This is a genomic window from Arthrobacter sp. MA-N2 (assembly GCF_000517125.1).
GTDB classification, from domain to species: domain Bacteria; phylum Actinomycetota; class Actinomycetes; order Actinomycetales; family Micrococcaceae; genus Arthrobacter; species Arthrobacter methylotrophus.
The window spans coordinates 1,524,193-1,537,163 of sequence record NZ_KI912155.1 but is presented as its reverse complement, the minus strand read 5'-3'; the positions used below and the strand labels follow the sequence as shown (position 1 = coordinate 1,537,163).

Below are 12,971 nucleotides of genomic sequence, written 5' to 3'. Positions count from 1 at the left end.
GCGCCGTATGTCCGCACTCTCGGGTATCCCCCGCCAATCCGATCATCAGTGGTTCAACCCTTCAACCTGGCATTTGCGCACGCGCCTGATCCTGGTCTCGATGGCGCTCCTCGTCGCCATTTGTGGAGCCGTGGGCGTGGTCAGTTACGCCTCCATGGACCTGTTCCTCACCAAGCAGCTTGACCAGCAACTCGTGCAGGCCTCACATGGCCGGCCGCCCGCTGGTGATCCGAATGGGCGGCCGGATCCTTTGGATGCCCGCGGCCAAAGCATCGGCACGCTGAACGCACGCATTGTCGGCGGGCAAGTGAGCAGCGCCGGGTTCTTGTCCTCCGATGCCACCCGCACGGACTTGTCACTCAACGACGCCGCAGTCCTGTTGGCGCTCCCCCATGATGGGCGCCCGGTGGACCGTACCCTTTCCAATGGTGGCTACCGGCTGGTGGCAACCACTACCCCGTACGGCGACGTGATCATCACGGGACTGCCGCTCGCTTCGAAGGAGGACACCGAGGCTTCGCTCGTGTGGACCATGGTGTTCGTGTCCTTGGGCGGCTTGGTGTTGATCGGGCTCGCGGGAACTGTTCTGATCCGCCGCACCATGCGTCCTCTGGAGCAGCTTTCCGACGTCGCCACGAAAGTGTCTAAGCTTCCGCTCGACGCCGGCGAGGTGGCGCTCGCGGTGCGCGTTCCGGCGTCGGCGGCTCACCCGGGAACCGAGGTGGGCAGCGTCGGCCACGCTTTGAACCTCATGTTGGACAACGTCTCCAATGCGCTCGAGGCCCGGCAGCAAAGCGAAACCAAGGTGCGCCAGTTCGTGGCCGACGCCTCGCACGAGCTGCGCACTCCGCTGACCGCCATCCGCGGCTACACCGAACTCTTGCGCATGACCGAAACGTTCACCGAAGACGGCCGCAAGTCGCTGGCCCGGGTGCAAAGCCAGTCCGAACGCATGACCACCCTCGTGGAGGACCTCCTTCTGCTGGCCCGGCTTGATGAAGGCAAGGCCCCGGTGTTCACCGATGTGGACCTCACGCAGTTGGTGGTGGAGACCGTCAGCGATGAGAAGGTCATGGCTCCCGAGCACGTCTGGCAGCTCAAGTTACCGGACGAGCCCCTCACCGTCCGCGGCGATACCACGCAACTCCACCAAGTCCTGGCCAATCTGCTCTCCAACGCCCGCAAACACACGGAGGCCGGAACCACCGTTGTCACAGGGGTCATGCGCTCGGCCGATGGGAGTGCCGTGGTTACCGTGACCGATAACGGACCAGGCATCCCGCGCGAATTCCAGGGCAGGATCTTCTCGCGCTTTGCCCGTGCCGATGCGGCCCGCTCCGGCTCCGAGGGCACGTCAGGGCTCGGCTTGTCGATTGTGGAATCCATCGTCCAGGCCCACGGGGGTACCGTTGAAGTGACCTCCCGGCCAGGCCGGACGGAATTTGCCGTGCGTCTTCCAGCGGTCAGGACCGCCCTGGCCTGAAGAGAATACAGAAGCGTTCGACGACGGGCGTCCGCGAGCGCAAGTCGACTCACCGGCGTCGTGATCTCCGTTACCCAAATGTGACTTAAGCGGAATCCTCCTGTACCGTCGATGGGTGCGCGGGATCGTTCCTGCCACCGCCGGGTTGGCGCCGAGCTCTGCCCCTCCCCGGTGCCATCAGTCCAGGCAGAGACGGGGGACCCAGGTCTCCGGGCAAGCGCTCATGTTGAGCCGGCCCTAGGGGTGAAGCCGTACCGCCACGATTCCCAGTGGCCACGGCCGGATGACCTCATCCGAATCCGACAGCTAACTCCGCAGGCGTTGAGAGGCAATCATCATGTCTGGTTCCAAGAATCAGTCGCGCCCTGTTGCGCGCCACCGCGGCGAACCTGCCGGAAAAAACAAGTCACGGACCACTTTGCGGCGAGTCGCGGCAAACCTCGGCACCGGCCAGCGGATGGCCGTTGTGGCTGGCGTTGTTGCCGTGTTCATTGGCGCAGGTGCGGCCACCCAAGCCGCCGGTCAAGCCCTCAATGCCCAGGACATGAGCCGGGCTTCCGAATCACGCACGGTACAGCCCTCAGCCACCGCGTCGGCGGCAGCCACGCCGTCGGCGAGCGCTAGCTCCAAGCCGAGCGCCGCCCCGACGCAGTCGCCTTCTGCGGCTCCGAGCACCGGAGCACCCCAAGCACCCGCACCCGCCGCGCCAGCGCCCGCCGCTCCAGCACCGGCCGCACCAGCTGCTCCGGCCGCTCCTGTGGCCGTCGATGACCCCGCCGGTGCCCAGGCCTACGCCGCGAGCGTGCTCTCTTCCTACGGTTGGGGCCCGGGCGAAATGTCCGCCTTGACCACCCTGTGGAACAAGGAATCCGATTGGCGGACCACCGCCACCAACGCCTCGAGCGGCGCGTACGGCATTGTGCAGTCGCTTCCGGGCGAAAAGATGGCTTCCGAAGGCGCCGACTGGCAGAGCAACTACCAGACGCAGATCCGTTGGGGCCTGAACTACATCAAGGAACGTTACGGATCACCGTCTGCGGCTTGGGCCTTCCACTTGGCCCACAACTGGTACTAGACCGGCAATCAGGCACCGATGCGCGCGAGGTCCGTCCCGCCAAGGGGCGGACCTCTGCGCCTTTGACCAGGCACATATCCACAGCCACGTCACAGGTTCCGCCTAAAGCCTTCATATTCGGCCACGGCACTCTGGATACATGACGCTCATCGAATCCACCACAGGAACCTTGAAGGACCCCGCGGTGGTGCCGCCGCGCCTTCCCCACCAACCAAGCACCCCTGCTCACCGTTTCCCCCTCCAACAAGGTGCTGTGCGACGCGCCCCCGTGGACACCCACACCACCATCCCCGTCCTCGATGTCACCATCCCGGTCTTCAATGAGGAGCGCGACCTCGAAGAGTGCCTGCGCAGGCTCCACGACCACTTGCGCGAGTCCTTCCCGCACGGCTTCCGCATCACCGTGGCGGACAACGCCAGCACGGACAGCACCTTGAAAATCGCCGAGCGCGTGGCCAGGGAACTTCCGGAACTAGCGGTGGTCCATCTTGAGGAGAAGGGACGCGGCAACGCCTTGCGCAAGGTGTGGCTCGCCTCGCCGTCGCCGGTCCTGGCCTACATGGACGTGGATCTGTCCACGGATCTCGCCGCACTGGCGCCCCTCTTGGCGCCGCTGATCTCCGGCCATTCAGACCTTGCCATCGGCACCAGGCTGACGCGTAACTCCCGGGTTGTCCGCGGGCCTAAGCGCGAATTCATCTCGCGCAGCTACAACCTGATGCTGCACTCGTTCATGGGAGCCCGCTTCAGCGATGCCCAATGCGGCTTCAAAGCGATCCGGGCCGATGTGGCACAACAGATCCTCCCCCACACCATGGACAACTCGTGGTTCTTCGACACTGAGCTCCTGGTCCTTGCCGAACGGTGCGGTCTCCGTGTCCATGAGGTTCCCGTCGACTGGATCGACGATCCCCACTCCAGCGTGGACGTGGTGCGCACCGCTTTGGCCGACATACGCGGCATGGTCCGGCTCACCCGGGACCTGCTCTCCGGACGTATTCCCGTCCCGGAACTGCGTGCGGCCCTTGCGCGTGGGCCACTCCCGGCGTCGTCGCGTACGGCGGAGCAGAATCCGCGCAGCAGCCTCTTCGGGCAATTGGTGCGTTTCGCCGCCATTGGTGCTGTATCGACCCTCGCCTATGTACTGATCTTCCTGTTGTGCCGTGGCTTTATGGATCCGCAGCTCGCCAACTTCCTTGCCTTGCTCGTCACGGCCATTGCCAACACGGGCGCTAACCGGCGCTTCACTTTCGGCATCCAGGGCGGCAACCCCGCACGGCACCATTTCGAGGGATTGATCGTCTTCGGCATCGGCCTTGCGCTCACTTCAGGAGCGCTCGCGTTAGTGCACAGTACGACGACGCCGGACCGTTGGGGCGAGCTCCTCACAGTAGTCGCAGCGAACCTCGCCGCCACCGCAGTGCGCTTCCTCCTGTTCCGGCTCTGGGTCTTCCGGCAGCCAGCCCGGCCAACAGCGCCAGAGCAGCCAACAGCGCCGGAGCAGCCGGCACCCACCGCACAAGCCACCGCACAAGCCACCGCGCACACAGAAACGGCAGCATCATGACCTCCACGATTACTCCCGCAAGCACGGGAGCCGCCGAGATTCCTGCCGACGAGGCACACGGCCGCCATTCGATAGGACCATCAGCTCCCGGCGGCACTCCGCGCTGGACCCGATACGCTTTTGGCGGGCAACCTCGTTGGGTACGGCCGTCCGCCGCGGGGCTCCTCATAGCTACCGCGTTCCTCTATCTCTGGAATCTCGCGGCCACGGGCTACGGAAACTCCTTCTACGCCGCCGCCATCCAGGCCGGCACCAAGAGCTGGACGGCTTTGCTGTTCGGTTCGCTCGACGCCGGGAATGCCATCACCGTGGACAAGCCGCCGGCCGCCCTGTGGATCCCTGCGCTGGCGGGCCGGATTTTCGGCTTCTCGCCCCTGAGCATGCTGGTTCCCGAGGCGCTCATGGGAGTGGCCGCCGTCGGGCTCCTCTATTTGACGGTCAAGCGCGTATCCGGGCCGGGCGCGGGTTTGCTGGCCGGCGGCGCCTTGGCGCTGACTCCGGTGGCGGCGCTCATGTTCCGGTTCAACAATCCCGACGCCATGCTGACCCTGTGCTTGGTGCTCGCAGCGTACTTCACCACCCGTGCCATCGAACGCGCGGGCTGGAAGTGGCTCGCCGCGGCAGGCGCAGTGGTGGGCCTGGCGTTCCTGAGCAAGATGCTGCAGGGATTTCTGATTGTTCCTGGGCTGGGGCTCGCTTATCTCTGGGCCGCCCCCACCCCGTTGCGGCGCAGGCTGCTGCACCTGCTCGGCGCTTTGGCCGGTATTGCAGTGGTAGCCGGCAGCTACGTCGCCCTCTTCCAGCTCACTCCGGCTTCGGCACGGCCTTACATGGCGGGATCGCAAACCAACAGCTTCCTTGAGCTCACTTTCGGCTACAACGGGCTGTCCCGCATCACCGGCTCGGGTGAAGGCGGCCCTGGCGGCGGTGGCGCTGGAGCACCTGTGGGCGCCTTTGGTGGCGGTGGTGGCGGCAACGCCGGCTTCGGCGGAACTGCCGGGATCACCCGCATGTTTGGCACGAGCTTCGGCGCCGAGGTCTCCTGGCTCCTGCCTGCCGCGCTGATCCTGCTGGCCGCCGGCCTGTGGTTCACCCGCCGGGAAGCGCGTGCATCGCGTACCCGGGCCGCGCTCCTCCTGTGGGGTGGCTGGTTCGTGGTGACCGCGGGAATCCTCAGCTTCATGAGCGGCATCGTCCACCCGTACTACGCGGTGGCGCTCGCACCGGCCATCGCCGCCTTGGTGGGCATTGGCAGCGTTGAGCTGTGGCGTGGCCGCGGGTATTGGCCGGCCAGGATTGTCTTGTCCGTGGTGATCCTCGGTAGTTCAGCGTGGTCCGCGGTTCTCTTGGGCCGTGACGCCTCATGGCTTCCATGGTTGCGCGTCGCGATAGTCGTCCTAGGCGTGGTGGCGGCCGCGGCAATCCTGCTTCGCGTCGACTCGCTGCGCTTTGTCGGTCAGAACTCTGTCGCTCAGAACACGGCCGGCCGGTTCCGGAACGCGGCTGCCGCGGCCGTCGTCGTCGTTTCGCTTCTGGCCGGCGGACTCGGTACTGCGGCGTGGACGCTCGCGACGGAGGCGACCGCGCACTCCGGTTCCATCCCGACGTCGGGTCCCTCCGGTTCCGCCACGGGCGGCTTCGGAAACCGCGCCAGGGGCTTTGGCGGCGGCACTGCGGGCCAATCCGCGGGGCAGGCCGCAGGCGGCCCCGGTTCCGAGGGAACGGCCGACGCCGGGTTGACCGCGCTGCTGACGTCCACCACCACGAAGTGGTCCGCGATCGTCTCCGGCGCCACACAGGCAGCCAGCCTTGAGCTCGCCACGAACACCAACGTGATTGCGCTCGGTGGCTGGAATGGCGGCGATCCCTACCCGACACTGGCACAATTTCAAGACATGGTGACCAAGGGACAAATCGGCTACTACATCGCCGGTGGCGGCATGGGCGGTGGATTCGGCCGGCAAGGCGGAAATTCCGAGGTAGCCGCTTGGGTGCAAGCCAACTTCCAAGCCCAGACAGTGGGCAACTCCACCGTCTACAAGCTGACAAAGTAGATTCCGATGACCACTTCCTCTTCCACAGACACCGGTTCCAAGCCAGGACAGCCCGCTCAGCCGTCGCGATTGCTTGAGCCGGCGCTCCCGGAAGGGCCCGCTCCCCGGGAACCTGGCAGCCTCGGAACAAAGGGCGGACGCCGGAAGCGGGGCCCGCATGCCCTGCGACACCGTCTGGAGCTCGCTATCGTGCTCCTCGCGACGGCGGTCCTGTACCTCTGGAACCTTGGCGCCTCCGGCTGGGCCAACCCGTTCTATTCCGCGGCAGCCCAGGCCGGTTCGCAGAATTGGGCAGCCTGGTTCTTCGGATCGTCCGACGCCGCCAACTCCATCACCGTGGACAAGCCGCCGGCGTCGCTGTGGATCATGGGCCTCTCAGTGCGGATTTTCGGGCTAAGCTCCTGGAGCATCCTGGTTCCCGAGGCACTCATGGGTGTCGCCACCGTATGGCTGCTGTACGTGGCGGTCCGGCGCGCGGCGGCCCCTGCTCTGGGCGATCCGCGGCTCGCGCACCGGGCGGGGCTGCTGGCCGCCGTCGTCATGGCCATCACCCCGGTGGCAACCCTCATGTTCCGTTTCAACAATCCCGACGCCCTGCTGGTGCTGCTCATGACGGCCGCCGGCTACGCCACGCTCCGGTCCATCCAGGAGAACAAGCTCCGCTGGATCCTGTTGGCCGGGGTGTTCCTGGGCTTTGGCTTCCTCACCAAACAACTCCAGGTGCTCCTGGTGGTTCCGGGTTTTGCCGTGGCGTACGTGGTTGCAGCCCAAGGTGGAGTAGGCCGTCGCCTGCTTCGGCTGCTCGGCGCAGGAGCAGCCATGGTGGTCTCGGCAGGATGGTGGCTCGCCGTCGTCGAACTCATTCCCGCGAATATGCGGCCATACATTGGCGGTTCACAGAACAACTCGATCCTGGAACTGACGCTCGGCTATAACGGCTTGGGCAGGCTCAGCGGCGACGAGACCGGCAGTGTTGGCGGGGGCAACGGCTGGGGAGTTCCCGGGCTGCTCCGGATGTTCAACAGCGAGTTCGGCGGCCAGATTGCCTGGTTGCTGCCGTCCGTGCTGCTCCTCGCGGGAGGGCTGCTGTGGCTGGGTCGGCACGCCCCGCGCACTGACGGCGTCCGAGCCTCGGTGATCGTGTGGGGTTCGTGGGTGCTGGTCACCGGACTGGTTTTCAGCTTCATGGCGGGCATCATCCACCCCTACTACGCGGTAGCGCTGGCTCCGGGGATCGCGGGACTCGCCGGTTTGGGCGGGGCGCTTTTGTGGCAGCACCGCGCGCAGCTCGTGGCTGCGGTTCTGCTTGCCGCAGCCGTGACCGCTGCCGGATTGATGGCGTTCGGCCTCCTGGGCAACACCCCGACCTTCGTGCCGTGGTTGCGGTGGCTGGTGTTGTTTGGTGGTTTCGCCGCCGCAGCCGGGCTGCTCGCGGGACGCTTCGGCTCGCCTTTCCTCCAACGCACGACGGCGCTGCTCGCCCTCGCGGCCTCGCTCGCCGGCCCTCTGGCGTACTCCATTTCAACGGCATCCGTACCGCACAGTGGCGCAATCGTCAGCGCCGGTCCCGCCACCGGATTCGGTGGCTTCGGTGCAGGCGGCTTCGGTGGCGGGAATGGTTTCGGTGGTGGGAATGGTTTCGGCCAGAACACGCCGCCTCGACCCCTCCAGCAGCCGGGCACCCAAGGCGGCTTTGGTGGCGCTCGGCAAGGCGGCATGGGCGGATTGCTCGGCGCCAGCACGCCGTCGTCGGAATTGGTTTCCGCGCTGAAAACCGGCGCTGCGAACTACACTTGGGCGGCCGCCGTCGTTGGCTCCAACAATGCGGCCGGTTACCAGCTGACCACCGAGCTGCCGGTCATGGCAGTGGGCGGCTTCAACGGCACGGACCCTGCCCCCACGCTCCAGCAGTTTGAACAGCTCGTGGCGCAGGGCAAGATCCACTACTTCATTGCCAGCGGGACCATGCAAGCCAACAGCGGATCGACCGATCCGGCCCAGATCGCGCAATGGGTGGCTGCGAACTTCCAGGCACAGACCATTGGCGGGACCACGGTGTACGCGCTGGCGGGCTAAGGGGCGGCTAGAACCGGAGCTGGATGACCCGTCGGCCCGAAGCGTCCAGACGGGCTGCGGCAGTAACGGCGGAGTAATCCGCAATCTGCCACAGCCCTTCCGCTGCCTCGCCGCCGGCGTCGCCCACCACCACTGTGGTCATTCCGGCGGCCCGGGCGGCAGCGATCCCAGCCGGGGCATCCTCGAAAACGACGACGTCGGCAGGCTCGGCACCCAACAGCGCGGCTGCCATGAGGTAGCCTTCGGGGTCCGGCTTGCCGCGCGTCACTGCCTCAGCGGTAACAGTGGTCGCTGGCATCTGGAGTCCTGCGGCCTGCATGCGCGCGCCAGCGAGGATGCGATCGGCCGAAGTGACCAGGGCGACGGCGTCGGAAGGCAGGGACTCCAGCAAGTCCGCGGCCCCCGGCAACGCCACTATCCCATCCGTCCGGGTCCGTTCCATCTCCCCGAGTTCCTCGGCGAGCGCATCGAGGTCAGCGCCCTCTGGGGCGAAGCGACGCACCGTGTCCTTGGCCTGGATCCCGTGCGAAGTCCGCAGGATCTCTTCGATGTCCAGGCCATACCGGCCCGCGAATTCGCTCCATACTTGCTCCACGATCGCGGTGGAATCCACCAGGGTGCCGTCCATATCGAAGAGGACTGCCCGGACAGCCAGGGTTTTCACGGCTTCAGCAGAAAAGTTCATGCATCCATCCTGCCTGCCCTGCGGCTCCGCTGCCCAACTCTTACAGTGTGAGTCCTAACCGTTGGGCCGGTGCGGGATGTATTGGACGGCCCATTTGTTGCCGTCCGGATCGGCGAAGTAGACGAAGTGACCCCAGTCCTGGACATCGATGTCGCTGACGTCCACGCCATTGGCCTTGAGCTGGCTGTGGGCCTCATGGATGTCCCCCACCACCATCTGCAGGCTCGGGGCAGTGCCTGGAGGTGCGTCGTTGAGGCCCTCCCCGATGCAGATGGAGCAGGCCGAGCCCGGTGGCGTCAATTGGACAAAGCGGATGCCGTCCATGGGCCGCTCGTCGTAATCGGCGTTGAAGCCCACCTTGTTGACGTAGAAATCCTTGGCGCGGTCCACATCGGACACAGGGACAAACACAAGTTCAAGTTTCCAGTCCATGCGCCAAAGGCTATCCGCGGAGCCCGGAAACCGGTAGGGGCGGTGCACAACGCGGGGTCACTTACGGCCCATGTTGCTGCTCGAATTGGGCCGTAAGTGACCCCGCGTTGACGAGGTTAGCCCGCCACGCCGTACAGGCGGTCTCCCGCGTCGCCCAGGCCCGGCACGATGTAGGCCTTCTCGTTGAGTTTCTCGTCGATCGAGGCGAGGACGATCTTGACGTTGGCTTCGGAAAGCTCTTCTTCCAGCTTGGCCAGGCCCTCCGGGGCGGCGAGCAGGCAGATGCACGTCACGTCCGAGGCACCGCGTTTGAAGAGGAACTTGATGGCCTCGCGAAGGGTGCCGCCGGTGGCAAGCATGGGGTCCAGGACGAAGATCTGGCGGCCGGTGAGGTCCTCGGGCAGGCGCTCGGCGTAGGTGATGATGTCCAGGGTTTCTTCGTCGCGGGCCATGCCCAGGAAGCCCACTTCGGCGGTGGGAACCAGCTTGGTCATGCCCTCCAGCATGCCGAGGCCTGCGCGCAGGATGGGGACCACCAGGGGCGTGGGCTTGGTGAAGGCGGTACCGATCGCCTTGGTGACGGGAGTTTCGATTTCAACCGGCTCGGTCCTGACCTCGCGGGTAGCCTCGTAGGCCAGGAGGGTGACGAGTTCTTCGGTGAGTTGCCGGAAGACCGGTGAAGGAGTGTTCTTGTCCCGCAGAACGGTGAGCTTGTGAGCGACCAGCGGGTGGTCCACGACGAGTGTGCGCATGACTCCAAAACTATCATTGAGGCATGAGCACCAACGAGCCTTATCACGCAGAGCATGCGGCCTGGATGGGCCTGGCCTTGGTCGAGGCCCGCCGTGCCCTCGACACGGAGGATGTCCCGATCGGTGCTGTTGTTCTAGGGCCCGACGGCGGTGTGCTGGGTGCCGGCCGGAACGAACGGGAAGCGCTCGGCGACCCGACGGCGCACGCGGAGATCGTCGCCATCCGTGAGGCGGCTGCTGCGCTGCAGCGCCACGCCCTTGAACTCGGCGAAGGTGGAGACGGTTGGCGGCTGGAGGACTGCACGTTGGTGGTGACATTGGAGCCGTGCGCGATGTGCGCCGGAGCCATCGTGCTGGCCCGGATTCCCCGGGTGGTGTTCGGCGCCTGGGATGAAAAGGCCGGTGCCGCCGGATCGGTGTTCGACATCCTGCGGGAACGCCGGCTCAACCACTGGGTGGAGGTCTATCCAGGCGTACGCGAGGAGGAATGTTCCGAGTTGCTGCGCGACTTCTTCGCGGCCCACCGAAAGTAGCAGCCGTCTAGGTGTACTCAGCCAGTAGGTTGGTTGCACCTGCTGATGGGTGGTTTGCCTCCGAGGCTGCCGTGTGGCCGGTGGTTGTTGTAGAAGTTTAGCCATGGCTGCAGAGCATCCGTGCGCGCTTGGTTGGACGTGAAGGGTTGCCGGTAGGCCCAGCCTTCCTGCAGGGTTCGGTTGAAGCGTTCGGCTTTGCCGTTTTGCCAGGGGTGGCGGGGTTTGATCAGGATGTGCTTCGCCCCCAGTGCGGCCAGCGCCTCCTGGAAGTCGCGGGAGAGCCGGTAGGCAAATGCGTTGTCAGTCATGACCCGTTTCACCGGTGCTCCCTGGGCTGCCATGGCCGTCGCGGCCCGGGTGAGGAATCCGGCGCAGGTAGGGCCTTTCTCATCCGGCAGGACCTCGGCGTAGGCGAAGCGGGTGTAGTCATCCACGGCGACATGGACGTAGTCAAAACCAAGCTTCTGGTCTGAGGAGCGGTGGTTGGCCGGGCTTTGGGACGGGTCGGCCCGCCAGCCCCCGCCGTCCGGGATCCTGCCTAGTTTCTTGACGTCGATGTGGATCATGTCGCCGGGAGCGTCTCGTTCGTAGCGGCGGTCGGTGGCCCGGGAAGCCCGAATCCGTTCCCCGGTCACCGGGTCCAGGTCCCACAACCTGGGCATGGCCGCCCTGGCCAAAATCCGGGAGACCGTCCTGGCGCTCGTGCCGCAGCGCAAGGCCAGGCCCGTTGGCCCTTCACGGCGTTCCACGCGCTGGATAAGGACATCGGCAACGACTTTCGCTGAGGTGGCGTGGGGGCACGACCTGGGACGAGAGCTGCGGTCCTCGAGTCCGTCCCAGCCGTGGGTCCGGTACCTGCTGATCCAACGGTGCGCGCAGGTCCTCGAGATGCCCATTTCCTTGGCCACATGGGCCACTGGACGGCCGGCGAGGACGCGCTCGATGATGATCCGCCTACCGTTGGGAGTCAGGCGGGCATTACGGTGGGACATGAAGACCTCTTAGTCGTTGGCTGTGTGTGGTAACCACCAACCTAAGAGGTCTTCACCTATTCACGATGTAACCAACGTCCTGACTCAGTACATCTAGGCCGCGGCGGCCGCACCCGAAACATTCGCACCGGAAGAAGTCGCACCGAGCGGCGCCTGGAAGAGAACCCCTTTGACGAAACTTCCGTGGAACGTCCTCGCGGCGACCACGGCCCAAGCGGCAAGCAACAACGCGTAGCCCCCGACGGCCATCGCCTCAAAGACGGCCAGATGGGTGTGCGCAGCGAGTCCGTTCAAGCCCGTGACGCACGTCCCAATCGGGAAGGTGAAGGACCACCAGGCCAAGGAGAACGGCAGGCCCCTACGCGCGGTCCGCACCGTGATGACCGTTGCAAGGGCCGCCCACATCAGGGCGAATCCCAAAACAGGCACCCCGTAGAGGACCCCGAACACTTCCAGGGCCGATCCCAGTGGCCCGGATGCCGCCAAGTGCGCATTGGAGCCCAGCAGGTTCGCAGCGGTGATGGACTGGCCCAGCGGTCCCAAGACGATCCACAGGGTAGGAACGGCGGAGGGCGCCAGGTTCTTGTGGACGGCCAGCCGGTACCAAATCAAGGGAATGATGATCAGCGAGGCCATGAGGCTGAGGCCGAACATCGCATAGCAGGCCATGAGCATCGTCAACCGCAGTTGCCCCGAAGGAATGTACGGCAGCAGCAAAGCCCCGGTGGACGCCGAGACCATGGGAGGAACCACCGGCATCAGCCAGCCGCCGAAGGCGTCCGCCGCAGTGACGTTGTGCCGAGTGAACTGCAGGTACGGCACGGCAACAGCGCATGCCAGCCCAAGAACGGTGCCGAGCGCCCACAGTCCGGCATCGATGCCCAGAGCCAGCCGCTCGCCGATTACGTCCTTGCCCAGCAACAAGGTGGCAGCGCCGATGGTGAGCATGGCCATGGGCGGTGCTCCGTAGAAGTGCGCCATGACGGGGTTGTTGTGGTGTTTGCGTGCCGTTTCGCGGTGCCGGACCCAGTGCACCACGGTGGCGGCCGTCAGGAGGATCAAGAGGAGAAAGACCACGCCCCATATGACCGTTGCCGCAACGCGCAAACCGGGGATCTGCACAGGCAGGGTTACGGCTGCAGTGGCGACAATTCCGGTGCCCATGATGCTGGCAAACCAGTTCGGCGTCAGGTTGGCGAAGAGCTCAGAAGGTTTTCCCATGTCATCCATGTTTCCGGTTCCCGGTCCCCCGCAGTAGTGGGCATAGACTTGGCAGGGTACAAGCCGCACTTGTATCTGAACGGTCAATTCTGAATGGTCAA

At 65.5% G+C, this 12,971-nt stretch carries 11 protein-coding genes and 1 riboswitch; of the genes, 6 read left to right on the top strand and 5 right to left on the bottom strand.

The window, feature by feature from the left end; all coding sequences use genetic code 11:
- Window positions 1-7 precede the first annotated feature (7 nt).
- The 5 genes from A3M3_RS0107785 to A3M3_RS24205 all read left to right on the top strand — a co-directional run bounded on the left by A3M3_RS0107785 (window position 8) and on the right by A3M3_RS24205 (window position 8,255).
- A complete protein-coding gene (locus A3M3_RS0107785) occupies window positions 8-1,483 on the top strand; it encodes a sensor histidine kinase (protein ID WP_028265869.1) in 1,476 nt (491 codons plus the stop codon).
- Window positions 1,484-1,645: 162 nt separating this feature from the next.
- A riboswitch (cyclic di-AMP (ydaO/yuaA leader) is annotated at window positions 1,646-1,818 on the top strand.
- Window positions 1,819-1,820: 2 nt separating this feature from the next.
- Window positions 1,821-2,558 carry a hypothetical protein gene (locus A3M3_RS27935; protein WP_028265868.1) on the top strand — a complete coding sequence of 246 codons (738 nt, stop codon included), beginning with the start codon at window positions 1,821-1,823 and terminating at the stop codon, window positions 2,556-2,558.
- A 139-nt stretch (window positions 2,559-2,697) separates the two neighbouring features.
- Window positions 2,698-4,125, top strand: coding sequence for a bifunctional glycosyltransferase family 2/GtrA family protein (locus A3M3_RS24215; protein ID WP_081736730.1), 1,428 nt, complete (start codon window positions 2,698-2,700; stop codon window positions 4,123-4,125).
- Window positions 4,122-6,179 carry an ArnT family glycosyltransferase gene (locus A3M3_RS24210; RefSeq protein ID WP_035741498.1) on the top strand — a complete coding sequence of 686 codons (2,058 nt, stop codon included), beginning with the start codon at window positions 4,122-4,124 and terminating at the stop codon, window positions 6,177-6,179. Before A3M3_RS24215 ends, A3M3_RS24210 begins: the two co-directional genes overlap by 4 nt.
- Window positions 6,180-6,185: 6 nt before the next feature.
- Window positions 6,186-8,255: an ArnT family glycosyltransferase gene (locus tag A3M3_RS24205; protein ID WP_081736729.1), complete on the top strand. Its 2,070-nt coding sequence runs from the start codon at window positions 6,186-6,188 to the stop codon at window positions 8,253-8,255.
- Window positions 8,256-8,262: 7 nt separating this feature from the next.
- On the opposite strand, the gene A3M3_RS0107760 is transcribed toward A3M3_RS24205, so the two are convergent.
- The 3 genes from A3M3_RS0107760 to upp form a co-directional block, all read right to left on the bottom strand.
- Window positions 8,263-8,940 (bottom strand): HAD-IA family hydrolase, encoded by a 678-nt coding sequence (locus A3M3_RS0107760; RefSeq protein WP_028265867.1) that lies wholly within the window; start codon window positions 8,938-8,940, stop codon window positions 8,263-8,265.
- A gap of 54 nt (window positions 8,941-8,994) precedes the next feature.
- Entirely contained in the window at window positions 8,995-9,372 is a 378-nt protein-coding gene (locus A3M3_RS0107755) for a VOC family protein (protein ID WP_028265866.1), read from the bottom strand.
- 116 nt (window positions 9,373-9,488) lie between these two features.
- Window positions 9,489-10,124, bottom strand: coding sequence for a uracil phosphoribosyltransferase (gene upp / locus A3M3_RS0107750; protein WP_028265865.1), 636 nt, complete (start codon window positions 10,122-10,124; stop codon window positions 9,489-9,491).
- A gap of 23 nt (window positions 10,125-10,147) precedes the next feature.
- Between upp and A3M3_RS0107745 the strand changes: the two genes are divergently transcribed.
- A complete protein-coding gene (locus A3M3_RS0107745) occupies window positions 10,148-10,657 on the top strand; it encodes a nucleoside deaminase (RefSeq protein ID WP_028265864.1) in 510 nt (169 codons plus the stop codon).
- Between the two features lie 17 nt (window positions 10,658-10,674).
- Here A3M3_RS0107745 and A3M3_RS0107740 read toward each other — a convergent pair whose 3' ends face one another.
- Both A3M3_RS0107740 and A3M3_RS24200 read right to left on the bottom strand, forming a co-directional pair.
- Window positions 10,675-11,649: an IS481 family transposase gene (locus A3M3_RS0107740; protein ID WP_028264771.1), complete on the bottom strand. Its 975-nt coding sequence runs from the start codon at window positions 11,647-11,649 to the stop codon at window positions 10,675-10,677.
- 93 nt (window positions 11,650-11,742) lie between these two features.
- Window positions 11,743-12,870 (bottom strand): TDT family transporter, encoded by a 1,128-nt coding sequence (locus tag A3M3_RS24200; RefSeq protein WP_231497206.1) that lies wholly within the window; start codon window positions 12,868-12,870, stop codon window positions 11,743-11,745.
- Between the last annotated feature and the right edge of the window lie 101 nt (window positions 12,871-12,971).